Annotated in this window: 17 protein-coding genes; 9 read left to right on the top strand and 8 right to left on the bottom strand. The window is 71.0% G+C overall.

Annotation, left to right across the window (positions count from 1 at the left end; all coding sequences use genetic code 11):
• Positions 1–58 precede the first annotated feature (58 nt).
• On the top strand, positions 59–931 hold the full coding sequence (locus J2853_RS40810) for an alpha/beta fold hydrolase (RefSeq protein WP_307566769.1): 873 nt from the start codon (positions 59–61) through the stop codon (positions 929–931).
• A 50-nt stretch (positions 932–981) separates the two neighbouring features.
• The gene (locus tag J2853_RS40805; protein WP_307566768.1) at positions 982–1,899 is read left to right on the top strand and encodes an oxygenase MpaB family protein; all 918 of its coding nucleotides are present in this window, start codon (positions 982–984) and stop codon (positions 1,897–1,899) included.
• A 55-nt stretch (positions 1,900–1,954) separates the two neighbouring features.
• On the opposite strand, the gene J2853_RS40800 is transcribed toward J2853_RS40805, so the two are convergent.
• From J2853_RS40800 to J2853_RS40790, 3 genes are all read right to left on the bottom strand, one after another.
• Positions 1,955–2,836, bottom strand: coding sequence for a RecB family exonuclease (locus J2853_RS40800; RefSeq protein WP_307566767.1), 882 nt, complete (start codon positions 2,834–2,836; stop codon positions 1,955–1,957).
• 6 nt (positions 2,837–2,842) lie between these two features.
• Positions 2,843–3,559: an MBL fold metallo-hydrolase gene (locus J2853_RS40795; protein WP_307566766.1), complete on the bottom strand. Its 717-nt coding sequence runs from the start codon at positions 3,557–3,559 to the stop codon at positions 2,843–2,845.
• A 147-nt stretch (positions 3,560–3,706) separates the two neighbouring features.
• Positions 3,707–4,348, bottom strand: coding sequence for a DUF6758 family protein (locus J2853_RS40790; RefSeq protein ID WP_307566765.1), 642 nt, complete (start codon positions 4,346–4,348; stop codon positions 3,707–3,709).
• Between the two features lie 74 nt (positions 4,349–4,422).
• On the opposite strand from J2853_RS40790, the gene J2853_RS40785 reads away from it, so the two are divergent.
• Positions 4,423–4,839, top strand: coding sequence for an NUDIX hydrolase (locus J2853_RS40785; RefSeq protein ID WP_307566763.1), 417 nt, complete (start codon positions 4,423–4,425; stop codon positions 4,837–4,839).
• Here the strand turns inward: J2853_RS40785 and J2853_RS40780 are convergent.
• A complete protein-coding gene (locus J2853_RS40780) occupies positions 4,823–8,161 on the bottom strand; it encodes a hypothetical protein (protein ID WP_307566761.1) in 3,339 nt (1,112 codons plus the stop codon). The genes J2853_RS40785 and J2853_RS40780 overlap by 17 nt on opposite strands.
• 448 nt (positions 8,162–8,609) lie before the next feature.
• On the opposite strand from J2853_RS40780, the gene J2853_RS40775 reads away from it, so the two are divergent.
• Entirely contained in the window at positions 8,610–9,311 is a 702-nt protein-coding gene (locus J2853_RS40775) for a superantigen-like protein SSL4 (protein WP_307566760.1), read from the top strand.
• An 8-nt stretch (positions 9,312–9,319) separates the two neighbouring features.
• A complete protein-coding gene (locus J2853_RS40770; RefSeq protein ID WP_307566758.1) occupies positions 9,320–9,955 on the top strand; it encodes a DUF6529 family protein in 636 nt (211 codons plus the stop codon).
• On the opposite strand, the gene J2853_RS40765 is transcribed toward J2853_RS40770, so the two are convergent.
• Complete coding sequence (locus J2853_RS40765; protein ID WP_307566756.1) at positions 9,945–10,886, bottom strand: HpcH/HpaI aldolase/citrate lyase family protein; 942 nt, start codon at positions 10,884–10,886, stop codon at positions 9,945–9,947. The two genes, J2853_RS40770 and J2853_RS40765, sit on opposite strands and share 11 nt — an antisense overlap.
• Before the next feature lie 137 nt (positions 10,887–11,023).
• Between J2853_RS40765 and J2853_RS40760 the strand changes: the two genes are divergently transcribed.
• Positions 11,024–11,389: a hypothetical protein gene (locus J2853_RS40760; RefSeq protein WP_307566754.1), complete on the top strand. Its 366-nt coding sequence runs from the start codon at positions 11,024–11,026 to the stop codon at positions 11,387–11,389.
• Positions 11,390–11,440: 51 nt separating this feature from the next.
• On the opposite strand, the gene J2853_RS40755 is transcribed toward J2853_RS40760, so the two are convergent.
• On the bottom strand, positions 11,441–12,385 hold the full coding sequence (locus tag J2853_RS40755) for an EamA family transporter (protein ID WP_307566752.1): 945 nt from the start codon (positions 12,383–12,385) through the stop codon (positions 11,441–11,443).
• A 139-nt stretch (positions 12,386–12,524) separates the two neighbouring features.
• Here J2853_RS40755 and J2853_RS40750 point away from each other — a divergent pair, with 139 nt between their 5' ends.
• Positions 12,525–13,766: a magnesium transporter MgtE N-terminal domain-containing protein gene (locus J2853_RS40750; protein ID WP_307566750.1), complete on the top strand. Its 1,242-nt coding sequence runs from the start codon at positions 12,525–12,527 to the stop codon at positions 13,764–13,766.
• Entirely contained in the window at positions 13,759–14,253 is a 495-nt protein-coding gene (locus J2853_RS40745) for a DUF1003 domain-containing protein (RefSeq protein ID WP_307566748.1), read from the top strand. Before J2853_RS40750 ends, J2853_RS40745 begins: the two co-directional genes overlap by 8 nt.
• A gap of 28 nt (positions 14,254–14,281) precedes the next feature.
• Here J2853_RS40745 and J2853_RS40740 read toward each other — a convergent pair whose 3' ends face one another.
• Positions 14,282–14,767: a MarR family winged helix-turn-helix transcriptional regulator gene (locus J2853_RS40740; RefSeq protein WP_307566746.1), complete on the bottom strand. Its 486-nt coding sequence runs from the start codon at positions 14,765–14,767 to the stop codon at positions 14,282–14,284.
• A gap of 266 nt (positions 14,768–15,033) precedes the next feature.
• Between J2853_RS40740 and J2853_RS40735 the strand changes: the two genes are divergently transcribed.
• Entirely contained in the window at positions 15,034–16,176 is a 1,143-nt protein-coding gene (locus J2853_RS40735; protein WP_307566744.1) for an Mrp/NBP35 family ATP-binding protein, read from the top strand.
• A 272-nt stretch (positions 16,177–16,448) separates the two neighbouring features.
• Here the strand turns inward: J2853_RS40735 and J2853_RS40730 are convergent, their stop codons facing one another.
• Positions 16,449–16,805: a sec-independent translocase gene (locus J2853_RS40730; RefSeq protein WP_307566741.1), complete on the bottom strand. Its 357-nt coding sequence runs from the start codon at positions 16,803–16,805 to the stop codon at positions 16,449–16,451.
• Positions 16,806–16,859 lie beyond the last annotated feature (54 nt).

Raw genomic sequence — 16,859 nt, 5'->3', positions numbered from 1 at the left:
CCTTTCGCATCGGGAGACGCACAGAGTCATGTCGCCAGGAGAGGTATCGTGGGGCCACGTGAGTACGCCACGTTTTCTGACCCTGCCGCCTGGCGTCCGCTCCCGCTATCTCGAAACGGCGGTGGGCACGTTCGCCGCGCTTGAGGCCCTGCCCGTCAGCGGCGTCCCCGAGCGCTGGCCGGCGCTGCTGGTTCCCGGTCTCACCGGCAGCAAGGAAGACTTCATCGCGGTCCTCCAGACGCTCGCCCAGTCCGGCCGCCAGGTCGTCGCCGTCGACATGCGAGGGCAGTTCGAGACCAGCGGCCCCGACGATCCCGGGGCCTACACCTGCGCCGCGCTCGGCAACGACGTCGACGTGCTGGCGCACGTGATCGGCCACGGCGGTCCCGTCCACCTGGTCGGGCACTCCTTCGGCGGGCTGGTGACCCGTGAGGCGGTCATCGACGGCCGGACCAGGTTCGCGTCCTTCACCCTGATGAGCTCGGGTCCCTCCTCGATCGTCGGGCCTCGCGAGCGTGCGGGCCGGATCATGATGAAGGAGCTGCCCGAGTTCGGCCTCGAAAGCATCTGGCACACCAGGATGGAGCCGGAGGCCCTGGCCGCCGGGGTGCCGGACGAGATCATCGCGTTCCTGCGCAAGCGGCTGTTCGCCAACTCCCAGACCGGCATGTTCGCCATGACCGGGGAGGTGCTCTCCGCGCCCGACCGGTCGGAGGAGCTCACCCAGGTCGAGGTCCCCACTCTGGTCCTGTACGGCGAGCACGACGACGGCTGGCCGCCGAAGACGCAGTCCGAGATGGCCCGCCGCCTGAACGCCGAGTGCGTCGTCGTCCCCGGCTCGGCCCACTCCCCCGCGGTGGAGGCTCCGGAGACGACCGCCGCCGCCCTCACCCGGTTCTGGAACGCGGCCGAGACCCGGCTGCCGGGCTGAGACCCCCGCCGGTCACCCCGGGCGATGGCCGCATAGGTTCTTTACCTACCATGACCGGTATCGAAGACATCGTCGTCCAGCCCCCGCACACCGCGACCTGGCTGGTGCACCTCGACCGCTCCATGTGGATCGGCGGGGTCCGGGGCCTCATGCTTCAGGCCCTGCACCCCCTCGCGATGCGCGGGGTCTGGCAGAACTCCGACTTTCAGGAGGATCCCTTCGGGCGGCTCCGCCGTACGGCGGACTTCGTGGGCCGGGTCACCTTCGGCAGCCCGGCGGAGGCCGACGCGATCGGCCGCCGGGTCCGGGGGATCCACCGGGCGCTGCGCATCGACGACCCCGGCACCGGAAAGGTCCACCGCGTGGACGACCCGGAGTTGCTGCTCTGGGTCCACTGCGCGGAGGTCTCCTCCTACCTGTCGGTGGCACGGCGGGCGGGTCTCCGGCTCAGCGACCGCCAGGCCGACCGGTATCTGGCCGAGCAGCGCCGCAGCGCCACCTACGTGGGCCTGCACGCCGAGGACGTGCCCGGCTCGCGGGCGGAGATGGACGACTACTTCGCCGCGATGCGGCCCCGGCTGAGGGTCATCCCCGAATCCGCCTCCACGGTGCGCTTCCTGCTGTGGCCGCGCCTGCCCGCCGGGCTGCGCGGGCTCGCCCCGGGCAAGCCGGTCTATTTCCCGTTCGGCGCGCTGTGCTACTACTCGCTGCCCGCCTGGGCCAGGCGGATGTACGGCGTCCTGCCCGAGGTGCCGCCGAGCGCCGTGACCGCCGCGCTGAAGACGTTCCGGACCGTGATGAACACGATTCCCGAGCGGGTTCACGACCACGCCTTCATGCCGGGCACCCGCGAGATGCTCGCCGCCTCGCGGGCGCGTCTGGGCGCCGCGGGCTACGACGTGAGCAAGGGGCTGAAGGGTCTGACCGACCCCCGCCGCCGGCCGGACGGGAGTCCGGGCCTCACCTGAGCACGACCCGGCGGAGGGAGTCGTCGTGAGCTCACCCTCCGCCGTGGCGTGGCCGTCAGTCGGCGAGGCCGTCCCAGGGCAGGCGGTCACCCGCGGCGGCCTGCCCCTCGGGGCAGTGACGGCGGAAGTCGCACCAGGAGCAGAGCGGGCCGGTCCTGGGCGGGAAGAGCTCGTCGATCTTCTCGGGAACCCGCGGCGGGGTGCGGTCGACGTTCTTGACCCGCACCGTGCCGGCCCAGGCCTTGTAACGCTCGTCGGCCTCCGAGGCCTCGATCGCGATCTCCTCGGCCCGTCCCAGGTGACGGGCCAGGGATTCGTCGGTGTGCTCCCACCCCACGATCGCACCGGTCGGCAGGTGGTGGAGCTCGACCTTGCGGCACGGGCGGTGCATGACCCGGGAGGAGGCGACGGCGTAGACGGCCAGCGCGAGCGAGGACCGGGCGTCGTCGGAGGTCAGGGGACGGCGGCCGGTCTTGTAGTCGACCACGACCAGCTCCTCCCCCCGCCGGTCGAGCCGGTCGATGCGACCGGACAGGGCCATGCCGGAGGTGCGGGTGGCCACCGTCCGCTCGACACCGACCGGTTCGTCGGACGGGTCGAGGCTCGCCACGTATCCGGAGACCATCTCGCGGGCACGATCACGCCAGGCCGTCGACTGCTCGACGTCGCGGAAGCCCTCGCCGATCCACCCGTTGGTGACCAGGATGCCCGCCATCACCGGCGTCCGCCGTTCGTACGGCTCGCGCCACCACGCGGCCAGCGCGTTGTGCACGCTGGCGCCCACGCTGTTGTGCGCCCAGGGCGGCCCCTTCTGCGGCGACGGCCGGTCCATGTAGGTGAACCGGTATCGCCGGGGGCAGTCGAGCCAGTTGTTCAGCCGCGACGGCGTGCACGCGTACAGCCGCCGCGGCATGCCCTCCAAGGGGAGCTGGTCCATGAAGGCCTATTCGCCCGGGAGGTTCAGCCGGATCCCTGCCGCGCGGGTCCCGTCGGTCAGCGGGCCCTCGTCTTCCTGGGTCGCCGTGCCGCGGGTCAGCGAGCCGGAGAGCCAGGCGTCGAACTGGGACTCCAGGTCGCCGATGGTCGTCTCCTCGCCGTGCGCGGGCAGCACGCGGGTCTTGTGCTTCAAGGTGAACAGCGCACCCCCGATCGCGGTGAGCTGGTCGGCCAGGGCGGGATACTCCCCGCCGATCTTGCCGGGACCGTCGGCCTGCAGGGTCTTGCCGGTGAAGACCGCGCCCAGCGCCTCGCAGTACAGCGAGACTCCGCCCGGGGAGATGCCGGGAGTGGACAGGACCTCAAGCTGGACGCCGCCGACCTCGAACAGGCCTTCGTCCTCCATGTCGATGTCCGGCCAGGTGTCGGGCCAGGTCAGCCGCCACAGCGGCCGGTCCTTGGGGTGGAGGGCGACGACGGCCTCGTCTCTGGCCGCCACCTCGATGGCCGCGCCCACGTGGTCGGGCAGGCCGTGGGTGCAGATAACCGCCAGCACCTCACGCTCGCCGACCTTCTCCAGGATCTTCTCCGCGTCGCGCGCGGGGTCGACGACGATGACATCCTCGTCGTCGCCCACGATCCAGGTATTGTTCTCGACCTTGTGCTCGACGCCGTCTACGTCGACGACGCCCTCGGTCACTACTCGCTCGATACGCGCTGTCACGCTTCTGAACTTTACTGCCTCCTCCCGGCCCTGCGGTTCGAGCGGAGGTAACGGATGACGCCGGGATCAAAGGCGCCGGAGAAACCCGCGGCGACGTCACGCCCGCCCGCGCCGTTCGCCGGTGCGGGCGGGCGTGTCGGCGACGGTTCAGGGACCCGCGGCGGCCAGTCGCGGGGAGAACGCGCCGAACGGCAGGTCAAGCGCTTGGTCGTTGTCGCGCAGATCCCTCAGGGAGAGCTCGGCCAGGGTGATGATGTAGCCCGCGTCCGGGGGCCAGACGACCGCCCACAGCCAGTTTCCCAGCGCCTCACCCGCGTAGACCGCCCGATCCGGGGCGGCGCCCACGCACCACAGCGCGGCCGGATGGCCCTTGACCTCGATCTTGGCGTGCGGCGGGCCCTCGTCGAACCCGGTGCCCGGATCCGTGGCGTCCAGCCCGGCGAAGGCCGCGCCGAGCCCCACTCCGGGCTCCTCGGCGATGAGCAGCAGGTCGGCGGGGCCCTGGGTCAGCGAGGGGCCGGAGAGCGCGACCACGGTGGCTCTGATGCCGCTGCGGTCGTCACCCGCCTCGGCGAACCCGGTGACCAGCCAGCCCGTGGGCAGGGGCCACGGCAGCCAGACGGGAACGCGGGCACCACGGCTGATGATCTCTACGGCGGCGGAGGACGGATGTCTCGGGGGCTGCAAGGGCAGAACGTCACCGTGCGTGCCACATCTCCAGGCGCTTGACCAAACGCCCGGCGGACGAAGCTCACCGAAACACCGGGGGCAGATAGGCGTGGCTTTCACGACTACTCACGCTGCTGTGTTCACGGCCCATCCGTCAAGAGTGTTCTCCGTTATCCAGACGTAATCTTATTCACGTGCGCGTAAATTGTGTCGGGGCCGTCGTCGTCGACGACTCCGGGCGGATCCTCCTCGTCCGCCGTGGCCGCCCACCCGGCGAGGGCCTCTGGTCCGTTCCCGGCGGCCGGGTCGAACCCGGCGAATCCGACGTCGAGGCGGTGACCCGCGAGGTCCTGGAGGAGACCGGGCTGACGGTCGTCCCCGGCCGTCTGGCCGGCACCGTCGACCGTCCCGGACCCGGCGGCGTCGTCTACGAGATCCGCGACTACCTGGCCGCGCTCCCCGCCGGACCCGACGGCTCCGGCGGCACGCTCTCCGCCGGAGACGACGCCGCCGACGCCCGCTGGTTCACCTATGACGAGCTCGTACGGCTCCCGCTCACCGCCGGCCTTCTGGACGCCCTCCTCGAATGGGCGGTCATCGGGAGGATGTGAGGGTCGAGCGCCACAGGGTGAGGTGGTCGGCGCTGTAGGTGGTGGAGCGGCCCAGGGCCACGACCTGGCCGCCGGAGACCGCCACCGCGCCGAGCCACTGGGCGCCGTCGCCGTCCAGGCTGCCCTGGCTGGGAGCGTGACGCTGCCAGTTCAACCCGTTCTCTGAGGTCCACGCCACGCTGTCGCCCGCGCCGGGGACGCCGTGCCAGCCGACCGCCACCACGCCCTCGGCCGTCGCCGCGAGGTCCTGGACGGCCGACGACCGGTCCGCGGGGAGCCAGGAGAACTCCCAGGTCGACCCGTTGTCGGCCGACACCGCGCCGAAGGCTCTGCGCCCGTCGTCGGTCAGGGCGGTGCCCGCGGCGACGATGTGCCCGCCGTACAGGACCACGTGCCGGAGTCCGGCCGACGTCGCGCCGGGGGGCAGGACCGGTTTCCTGCCGGTCCAGTTGACCCCGTCCGCCGACACCCAGACCACGCCCGTCTCGCGCTCCGCCGTACCGGCGCCGCCGACGGCCACGTATCCGGACGAGGTCGCCGAGACATCGTGCAGCCGCACCCCGGTGCCGCCCGCGGGGAGCTTGGCCGCCCTGCTGTAGCGCTTGAGGTCGGAGGAGAACCACAGGACGGGGACGACGCTGGCCGGGCCGCGGTCCTCCCCCGCCATGACGTAGCCGGAGGGGCCCGCGGCCACCGCGTGCGGGGCGAGGAAGTCGTGGTCGGCGGCCGGGGCGAGAGGGCCCAGGACCGGGACCCTGCGCCAGTTCTCGCCGTCTGCGGAGGTGACGAGCAGGGGTTCGGTGGAGGAGGCGTCGGTCATCGTGCTGCCCGCGGCCAGCCAGCCCCGCCTGCCGTGCGCGACGTCGCCCAGCGCCTGCCGCAGCGGGCCGCCGAGCAGCGCGGCCGGGCCTCCGGCCTTCCAGTTCTCGCCGTTCGTGCTGGTCCAGATCCCGGCGTCGCCGGAGGCCGCGCCCACGGCGACGAACGTGCCGTCGCCCGCCGCCACCCTGGCCGTCTCGCGGGCGGCCCTCGCCAGCCCCTCGATCCCGCCGAGGGAGACCGGTCTCGCCTCGCCGCCCTTGGGCGCGGTGATGAGGACCACGCGATTGTCCACGTCGGCGGCGCGTTCGTCGCCGCCGACGACGAGCGTGCCGGTGTCGGACAGGGCGAGCGCCCGGAGGGAGCCGGGCACCTCGCCGAGGTCGGTGCTCTTGTTCCAGTCGCGGCCGTCCTCGCTGGTGTAGACGGCGTAGTGCTCGAAGCCCGACTCGGCGACCGCGGCCACCCCCGCCGAGGAGGAGGCCAGGCGCTTGACGCCCGAGCCGTCGCGGGCCAGGCCGGTGATGGTGCCGCATCCGGCCCAGTCGACGCCCTCCGCCGAGCAGTAGACGCGGACCTCGCCCTTGTCGCTGCGCTGCTGGGTCGGGACGAGCACGAACCCGTCGGCGGCCACGGCCAGCGCCCCCGGCTCCGGGATGACGTCGCTCAGCGCCGCGCCGGTCCGCAGCCAGCTCTTGCCCCCGTCGGGCGAGCGCAGGATGACCGAGGTGGACTGGCCCTGGGCCGGATCGGCCAGCGCGACCACGGCGTCGCCCTTGGCGACGACCGCCTTGATGCCCCGGACCTTGTCCGGCATGCCGATCTCCGAGGTCTCCACCCGTGTCCACTCCCGGCCGTCGGGCGAGACCCAGGCGACGGCTCCGTTCGTGCCGTCGGCCAGCATGACGGTGCCCACCGCGACGAACCCCGAGGAGGTCCTGGCCAGGTCCATGATCTTGTCTCCGGCCCCGAAGGCGCCCAGGGCGCCGGGGTCGACCGCGCTCCAGTTGTAGCCGTCGGCGCTGGTCCACAGACCGCGCTCCGCACCGAGGGTGTCGTTGCCCGCGGCCAGCCAGCGCCCGTCGCCGCCCGCCACCCGGCCCACCGTGGTCGGACCCGTCTCGTACCCCGCGGGTCCGGTCACCTTGCCCAGCCGCCACGTCGTGCCGGCGTCCGGCGAGAACAGGAACAACGGCCTCGGGACGGGGCTGGTGGTGTCGCTGCCGACCGCGACCATGACGGAACCCACCGAGGCCACGGCGTTGAGCACCTGGTTGGAGCCGTCGCCGCCGAGGCCCGCCTGCGGCACGAAGTTGGCGTCTCCCGAGCGCACCTCGTCGCCGACCAGCCGGAGGCCGGTGGCGAACGGGCTGCTCACCCACCCCCACAGCACCAGTCCGCCGCCGACCGCGACGGTCACGACGAGGACCATGATGAACGGCATGACCAGGCCACGGCCACGCCTGCGCCTGACCGGGCTGGAACGGCGCACGGCGGAGGGCGCGGTGGACGGACGATGGTGGCGCCCGCCGTTCGGCCCCCTCCTGCTGGGCGAGCCCTGGGCGACCAGCAGGTCAGGCCTGGCCGGCCTGCCGCCGGGAGGGCGTCCCACGCGGCGGACCGGCTCGAAGTCGTCCTGATCCGGTACGGCGAGCCGCTCGGGCGACGGTCCGGAGGCCCGCTCGGGCTCCGGGGTCCATCCGGGTTCCTGGGTCCATTCGGGTTCCGGGTCCGGGGTCCGTCTCGGGGCCGGTCCGGGTTCCGGGGTCCATGCGGGCTCCGGGTCCGGGGTCCATTCGGGCTCCGGGTCCGGGGTCCATTCGGGCTCCGGGTCCGGGGTCCATTCGGGTTCCGGAGCCGGGGCCCGTCTCGGGGCCCGTCTCGGGGCCGGTTCGGGCGCCGGTTCGGGAACGGCCGTGATGTCCGGCCTCAGCCTGATCCGGTCCTCGGGTTCGTCCGGCGGGGGCTCCGCCCGCTCGCTCCGCCCGCGCTCGCGGGGAGGGCCCGAGGCCACCAGGAGGTCGGGCCTGTCCGCTCTCCGGCCGGTCCCGCGCTCGCGGGGAGGGCCGGAGGCGACGAGGAGGTCCGGGCGGTCCACCAGACGCGGGCGCCCCTGCCCCAGGGGATCCCGGGGTTCCGGCTCGGAGGACCCCTCGTCCGCGGACCGGTGAGGATCGGGAGGAGTCTGCGGGGACGGCGGCCGGGAGGCGGAGGCGTAGGGCTGGGTGTGGGGACGGCGGCGCTCGCCGCCCAGTCCCTCGGGGCGCGCCTGCGGGGGTTCGCTGTCGTCCGGGGTCGGCGCGGCGAACGGAGGGAGCATCCAGGGCGAGGACAGGGGGAGCCCTCTGGTGCTGTCGTCGGAGGGCCCCGGAGGGGAGTGCTGGATCGTCGGCGGGGACGTGTGGGGCTCCTGTGACTCACCTTCGTGTGTCGCGTCGTCGTAAACGGCGTCGTCGTCCGCCGGCCACTCTTGCGAGCGCGGGTCGTGGGGGCCCGAGGCCACGCTCAGCACCTCCTCGCAGGAAGCCCGTTTCAGCCCGGGACCACCGCCCGGACCGTTCCAGTCGTCTCCGTGATGCTAGGCCGCAACCCCTGCGGAAGCGGCGAATCGTACGGCGACCCTACTCTTACCCCGTTCCGTCGAAACGATCACCTCTATCCGCCGGGAACCAAGGATTCTCCACGAGCCCCCAAAAGGGGCACACATACTCCAGATCAACACGTCCGAGGCGGGATGACGAGACCTCTCTAGTCATATTTCTTGGCTCAGCGCCGGAATTGTCACACTTTAAGCACATAGTTCGGAAACCCTCGGGCGTGAAGAGACCTCCCGCGTTCTCCGTTCCGGCAGAGGCCCGTTTTTCCTTCTCTTGTATGGATTAGTTCACAGACTCCGCACCCCGGACGGAGTACACCTGTGTCAGGAAACCACCACGACCAGGGAGCGAACGATGACACGGCTGGGGCCTGTCCACACGCTGGCGGCCGGGGCGGCGATGGTCGTCGCCATCGGCGCGCTCACCGTCACCACTTCACCGGTAACAACACAGAACGTGAACGCGCAGGCCGACACGCAAGCAGACGTGCAGGCAGACGCGGCCACCCCGGCGGCTCCCGAGGTGACCGCGGCCGTCACCGAGGCCACCCCGGCCCCGGAACCCTCCAAGACCGCCAGGCCCACCCCCGTCAAGGCCGACTACGCCGGGCGGGTGGCGGGCAACGGAGGATTGATCGCCATATCCATCAGGAACGGCAAGGCGGTCGGCTACTTCTGCGACGGCAGGATCGAGGCCTGGCTCAAGGGCAGGGCCGCCGATGGCGAGGTCACCCTGACCGGGGCGAACGACGCCTCGCTCGTCGCCCGGATCGGCGGCGGCAGGGCCGGAGGAGCCCTCGAGTTCGGCGGCAGGCGGTGGAACTTCAAGGCTCCCACCGTGAAGAAGCCCTCCGGGCTCTACCGGGCGAGCGCGGTCGTCCGCGGCGCGAAGGTCCGCGCCGGCTGGATCTACCTGGACGACGGCAGCCGGGTCGGCCTGACCCTCGTCGACGACAAGCCGGCCGACGTGGCGATCCCGGAGCCCGGCCGGAACGCGACCGTCGACGGCGTCGAGGTCGACCCCCAGGACGTCGACGAGTTCATCGGAGGAATGTGATGAATGGCATGCCGGACGACACACAGGACAGCACTCAGGCCATGCGGGTGCCGAACCCGGTGCGGGTGCCGGACGACACGGGAGACAGCACGCAGGCCATGCGGGTGCCGGAGCCGAGGCAGAACCTCGTCCCGCTCCTCGTGCCACTCGTGATCGGCGGGTTGATCGCGGTCGGCCTGGGCCTCTACGGGCGCGTCCACACCCCCACCGGGTACGCGGTCGGCCTGGCCGGATTCTCCGGGGCGCTGGCCATGAAGGCCTGGCTCACCACCGGCGCGTTCGTGCTGGTGCTGGTCCAGCTCCTCTCCGCCCTGGTGATGTGGGGCCGGATCGAGCTGGACGTCCCCTGGATCGGCACCCTGCACCGCTGGTCGGGCCGGGTGGCGTTCCTGCTGACGCTCCCGGTGGCGTTCCACTGCCTGTACGCGCTGGGCACCCAGTTCGACGCGCCGCGGGTGATGGTCCACTCGCTGCTGGGCTGCTTCTTCTACGGCGTGTTCGTCGCGAAGATGCTGGCGCTCCCCAAACGGGGACTGCCCGGCTGGACCCTTCCCGTCCTCGGCGGGCTGACGTTCACCGCGCTGACCGGGCTCTGGCTGACCTCGTCGTTCTGGTTCTTCATCGCGATCGGCGTCAAGCTGTAGGGGGCGTGAAGGTGCCGGTCCGTCCCAGACCCGCCGCCCTGCCCTTGGCCGCCACCACCAGGGCCATCTTCCGGGACGCCTCATCGATCATCTCGTCTCCGAGCATGACCGCGCCGCGCCTTTCCACCGTCGTGTAGTACTCGTACGCGTCGAGGATCAGCTCGGCGTGGTCGTAGTCTTCCTGGGACGGCGAGAACACCTCGTTGGCCGCCTCGACCTGGCTCGGGTGGAGCACCCACTTGCCGTCGAATCCCAGCGCCGCGGCCCGCCCGGCCACCCGCCGGTAGCCGTCCAGATCCTTGATCGCCAGATACGGGCCGTCGATGGCCTGCAGGTCGTGCGTGCGGGCGGCCATCAGAATGCGCATCAGGATGTAGTGGTAGGCGTCGCCCTCGGTGTAACCCGGCGGCTGCTCGCCGACCACCAGGGTCCGCATGTTGATCGAGGCCATGAAGTCGGCGGGACCGAAGACCAGCGTCTCCAGGCGCCTGGACGAGCCGCCGATGGCGTCCACGTTGACCAGGCCCCTGGCGCTCTCGATCTGGGCCTCGATGCCGATCCGGCCCACCTCGAGCCCGTTCGCCCTCTCGATCTGGGTGAGCAGCGTGTCGAGCCAGACCACCTGGTTCGGGTCCTCCACCTTGGGCAGCATCAGGCAGTCGACGAACTCCCCCGCGCCCTCCACGACCTCGATGACGTCCCGGTAGGTCCACTGGGTGCCCAGGTCGTTCACCCGCACGACCCGGGTCTTGCCCGACCAGTCGCCCTCGCGCAGGGCGGCCACGATGTTCTTGCGCGCGCCCTCCTTGGCGAGCGGCGCGACGGAGTCCTCCAGGTCGAGGAAAACCTCGTCGGCCCCGATCCCCTGGGCCTTCTCCAGGAAGCGGGGATTGCTGCCGGGTACCGCGAGACACGAACGTCGGGAGCGCATGAACACACGCTAGCGGCCGATCCGGCGTCGACGACAGGCCGGGGCGGCCTACGGCGCCCGCCGGGCCGCCGCCGGAAGAACTCGGCGATACGGCCTGCCCACCGTGGATCGGGAGGCGCAGGCCGTACATTCGTCTTATGGGTGTGATCGAAGAGGGTGCCAAGAAGTCGAGCGTCCTTTGGCTCTCACTGGACCGGCCCCGGCTGGCCTGGCACACGTGGCACGACGGCGCGATCTACCTGGTCACCGGGGGTGGCGAGCAGTCACTGCCGGGGCTGGCCGAGGCGGGCCAGGTCCAGGTGACGTTGCGCAGCAAGGACAACGGGGGGCGGCTGGTGGCCTTCGACGCCTCCGTGGAGGTGGTGAACCAGGCGGAGGCCGCCGAGGCGGTGGCCGCGCTCGCCAAGGAGCGGCTCAACGCCGTCGACGGCGCGAGGCTGACGGAGCGCTGGGCCGCCCGCTCCCAGGTCGTACGGCTCACGCCACGCGAGCCGGCTTCCTGACCTCACGTACGGGGCCCACGCCTTTTGGAGCCGGGCACGGCTCACACCGGCTCACACCGCGCGAGCCGGTTCCCTGCCCTCGGGTACGGCCACGGGCAGGGCCGCCGTCACCCGCTGGGCGAGGTAGGCGCCGAACAGGACGATGACGCCGCCCACGATCTGGAAGGGCCCGAGGGCCTCTCCGATCATGATCCAGGCGATCACCGCTCCTGCGACGACCTCGATCGAGGCGACCGTCGAGCCGATGGCGGCCGACAGGCGGCGGACCGCGGTGACGCCGAGGATGTAGGCGGCGACCGTGCCGACCACGATCAGCAGGATCACGGCCGCCGACGCGGGCAGCGCGTAGCCGCTCCCCGGTGCCACGGTCCGGGTGAACGCCTCCCAGGGGATGTTCCACGGCTGGGAGATGGGCAGGAGCACCAGGGCCGAGCCCAGCAGGCCCCAGCCGATCAGGCCGAGCGGATCGACGTCGTCGCCGAAGCCGTCGCTGAGCAGGAAGTATCCGGCACAGCACACCGCGGCGCAGACGGCCAGCAGCAGGCCCACCGGGTCCAGGCTCAACCCCGACCAGATCTCCACCACGATGCCGAGCCCGATCACCGCGACCACGGCGCCGACGAAGGCCGCGCGCGGCAGCCGTACCCGCCGGACGAAGCGCACCCAGAGCACGACCAGCACCGGCGAGGTGTACTCGATCAGCAGGGTGACCCCCACCGGCAGCCGGGTGAGCGCCGCGAAGTACAGCGCCTGCACCCCGGCCACCGCGATCACCGCGTAGGCCGCGAAGAACGGCAGCCGCGAGCGCGGGATGCGCAGTGCCCGGGGCCTGAAGAACGCGAGGACGCCGACGAGCAGCAGCCCGGCACCGGCCATCCGGACCCAGACGGACTCCAGCGGGGCCAGCCCCGCGGCGGCCAGGTATTTGGCCATGGGTCCGGAGAAGGCGAAGCACCCGGCTGACGCCAATGCGATCAGCAGTCCGGCACGTCTCATCAGCCACCATCCGTGTAATTACCGTTAAGCGGATTTGATGCTGTCATGCCGATATATACGGGAGCAAGGGGCATCCGAAATATGGGCGTGGAAGCGTGGCTTAAGCCGAAGCATCGGACATGCGGCCTACGCTTCGGATGTGCAGGTATTCATCGCCCGTCTCGCCGGCACCCCGGTATTCGATCCGGCCGGCGATCAGATCGGCCGGATACGTGACGTCGTGGTGTCCATCGCCGGCACCGCTCCGCCGCGCGTGCACGGCCTGGTCGTCGAGGTGCAGCCCCGGCGGCGGGTCTTCCTGCCCATCACCCGGGTGCGGGCGATCGAGGCGGGCTCGGTCGTCTTCAGCGGCCGGATCAACATGCGCCGGTTCGAGCAGCGGACCACGGAGACCCTGGCCATCGGCGAGATGCTGGACCTCCACGTGGAGCTCGACGGCAAGCCGATGACGGTTCTGGACCTCGCCATGAAGGAGACAGGCCGCGCCGAGTGGGTGATCACCAAGGTGGCGCTGGTCAAGGGCACGTCCGGCATAGGGCTGCGGCGACGCCCCGCGCCCAGGATCGTCGACTGGGCCGAGGTCCGCGGCTTCGGCGCCGTGCAGAAGGACCAGGGCGCCGCGAACCTGCTGGTCACCTTCGAGGCGATGCGCGCCGCCGACCTGGCCGGCGCCCTGCACGCGTTGCCGGACAAGCGGAGAGCCGAGGTGGCCGCGGCCCTCGACGACGTACGGCTCGCCGACGTGCTGGAGGAGCTCCCCGAGCGCGACCAGATCGGCATCCTGAGCCGGCTCGCCCCCGAGCGGGCCGCGGACGTGCTGGAGGAGATGGACCCCGACGACGCGGCCGACCTGTTGCAGGACCTCCCTCCCGAGCAGGCCGAGGCCCTGATGGCGCTGATGGAGCCCGAGGAGGCCGCGCCGATCCGGCGGCTGCTGATCTACCCCGAGAACACCGCGGGCGGCATGATGACGAACGAACCCGTGGTGCTCCCCCCGAACTCCACCGTCGCCGAGGCGCTGGCCCACATCCGCCAGCAGGGCATCACCCCCGCGGTGGCCGCGCAGGTCTACGTGGCCCGCCCGCCCGTCGAGACGCCCACCGGCCGTTTCCTCGGCCTGGCCCACTTCCAGCGGATGCTGCGCGAACCCCCCTCCACCCTGCTCGGCAGCATCCTGGACACCTCCCTCGACCCGATCAGACCCGAGTTCACCCTGAACCAGGTGACCTTCTACCTGGCCACCTACAACCTGGTGGCGGTGCCCGTGGTGGACGAGGCCGGCCGCCTGGTCGGCGCCGTGACCGTGGACGACGTGCTCGACCACCTGCTGCCCGAAGACTGGCGGGAGCAGGACGGCGTGCCGGGGGCCGAGCATGACTGACCGGCTCGACGAGCCCCGGCAGCCGGGGCTGCGCCTGCGTCCGCACTACGACCCGGAGACCTTCGGGCGGCTCTCGGAGCGGATCGCCCGCTTCCTCGGCACCGCCCGGTTCCTGGTCTACATGACCGGCTTCGTCTCCGTCTGGGTCCTGTGGAACATCTTCGCGCCGGCGTCCTGGCGGTTCGACTCCTACCCGTTCATCTTCCTCACCCTGATGCTGTCGCTCCAGGCGTCCTACGCCGCGCCGCTGATCCTGCTCGCTCAGAACCGGCAGGACGACCGGGACCGGATCCAGGGCGAGTACGACCGCCAGGCCGCCGAACGGAACCAGGCCGACGTCGACTATCTGACCCGGGAGATCGCCGCGCTGCGCATGGCGCTCGGCGAGGTGGCCACCCGCGACTACATCCGCTCGGAACTGCAGCGCCTGCAGGAAGAGCTTCAGGAACAGGGTCAGGCGGCGCCCGGGCGCGGAGAGCCCCGCTGACCTCGGCCTTGCGTCCTTCTGCCGGTGATCAGCAGGATTCCTGGCCGGTGCAGGGGTCGGGAAAGAGCTTGTTCAGCATGGCCGCGCACTGGCGCAGCTCGTCGCCGTCGAGCACATCCAGGAACTGGGCGCGGATACCGCGCAGATAGGTGGGAGCGGCCTCGGCCAGCCGGGCGGCGCCGCCGTCGGTGAGAACCGCGAACAGGCCCCGCGCGTCACTGGTGCACGCCTCTCGCTCGACCAGACCGTCACGCTGGAGGCGGTCGATGAGCCGGGTCAGGCCGCTGCGCGACAGGAGCACCCGGTCGGCCAGGTCGTTCATCCGTAATCGCCGGCCGGGAGCCTCCGACAGCTGCAGGAGCACGTCGTAGGAAGCGAGGGCCAGATCGTGCTCGACCAGCAGATCGGCCTCCAGAGCTCGGGTGATGCGAACCTGGGCTCTCTGAAGCATGCGCCAGACCATCAGCTCCTCCGAGCTGATGGTCTCTCTTGACTCGCCTGCTGTGAGGGTCACGGAGTAACCTTAGAACGTTGTACGCGCATCTACACAGGGAATTGTCCGGATCCGACGCTCGCAGCCGGATCCTGGAATTCCTACCGGTGCCCCTGGGTTGACACCGAGGGGTCATGATTTCTCCGCTCCCCTGGGGGGCGGTCTCTCGTCAAGCCATATGAGCGTCATGACGGACAAGCCCTGCCCGTAGACCGTCTGAACGATAAAAGACAAGGAGGGACGGCATCCCCGTCGCCTCAAGGTGACGGTGCATTGCCGACACTTCGATGGCACCTACCCCAGAACTGGTGATGGCCGCTCTCGCGACCGTCAACGACCCTGAGATCCGTCGGCCGATCACCGAACTCGACATGGTCAAGAGCGTCGACATCTCCCCAGAGGGGGCGGTGCGCGTCGCGATCTTCCTTACCGTGTCCGGCTGCCCCATGAAGGACACCATCACCCGCGACGTCACCGGCGCGGTCTCCAAGATCGACGGAGTCACCGGCGTCTCGGTGGAGATGGACGTCATGAGTCAGGAGCAGCGCAAGACGCTCCAGACGAAGCTGCGCGGCAACAGGGGCCCCGAGAAGGAGATCCCCTTCTCCCAGGCCGGCTCGCTGACCCGCGTCTTCGCGGTGGCGTCCGGCAAGGGCGGTGTCGGCAAGTCGTCCGTCACCGTCAACCTGGCCGCCTCGATGGCCGCGAGCGGGCTCAAGGTCGGCGTTGTCGACGCCGACATCTACGGCCACAGCATTCCCCGCATGCTCGGCGTCTCCGAGCGTCCCATCAAGGTCGAAGACATGATCATGCCGCCGGTGGCGCATGACATCAAGGTCATCTCGGTCGGCATGTTCAAGCCGGAGGGCAACACCCCGGTCGTGTGGCGCGGTCCCATGCTGGACCGGGCCCTGCACCAGTTCCTCGCCGACGTCTACTGGGGCGACCTCGACGTCCTGCTGATGGACCTTCCCCCGGGCACCGGCGACATCGCGATCTCCGTGGCCCAGCGGATGCCGTCGGCGGAGATCCTCGTGGTGACCACCCCGCAGCAGGCCGCCGCCGAGGTGGCCGAGCGCGCGGGGTCGATCGCCGTGCAGACCCACCAGCAGATCGCCGGCGTCATCGAGAACATGTCGTGGCTGCCCTGCCCGCACTGCGACGAGCGGATCTCGGTCTTCGGGGAGGGCGGCGGCCAGACCGTGGCCGACGCGCTCACCCGCACCCTCGGCGCCCGCGTGCCGCTCCTGGGCCAGGTGCCGATCGACATGCGCCTGCGCGAGGGCGGCGACGAGGGCAAGCCGCTCGTCATCACCGACCCGGACGCCCCGGCCGCGCTCGAACTGAGCCGTATCGCCGCCGGTCTCGGCAAGAGGTCGGGCAGCCTCAAGGGGCTTCAGCTCGGCATCTCCCCCACCAGGGGCCGTTAGACCGCCTGCCTTCGGGCGGTACAAAAAAGCGACGACGGGGCGCCCCCTTTTCCGGGGGGCGCCCCGTCGTCGCTTCTCACATGGGGCCTGCGAGGCGCACAGGGCACGCACAGGGGCCACGGAGCACATAAGGACAAAAGGTACGGCAGGGTACACCTGAAGCCCCTACAGGGGCGTACAGAGGCTCACTCCCAGATCACACCCGAGACGGCCGGATCTCGGGCGGGCGGCTCGCCGGCCTACGTCGCCTCGGAAGTGGGCGTCTCGCCGGCCTACGTCGCCTCGGAGTCGTACGGGGGGATCTGCCCGTAGTCCAGTCCGCCGGACGTGTCGGCGTAGTCGGGCGCGGGGGCGGCCGTCGCGGTCGAGGTGGCGTTCCAGTCGTCCTCAAGGTCACCGAGCAGGTGCTTGCGGACGAAGTTCTTCGGGTTGAGATCCGCCGGGTCGAAGTTGGAGAACTCCGGCCCCAGACCCGCCTGCAGGTCGTCTCTCGCGTTGTTGGCCATCCGGCGCAGGTTGCGCAGCGTCTTGCCCGCCTGCGAGGCGGCTTGGGGTAGTTTCTCCGGGCCGAAGACGAGCAGGGCGATGACCACCAGCGCCACGATCTCAAGCCAGCCGAGTCCGAACACGGTGATCTCCTACCAGGACAGTGCCGGGGGCGTCTTCTCCTGGCATACACCAGA

The sequence above is a fragment of the Streptosporangium lutulentum genome (assembly GCF_030811455.1).
Classification (GTDB): Bacteria; Actinomycetota; Actinomycetes; order Streptosporangiales; family Streptosporangiaceae; genus Streptosporangium; species Streptosporangium lutulentum.
Note: the sequence above shows the minus strand (reverse complement) of the source record. Positions and strands in the feature narration are given on the sequence as shown.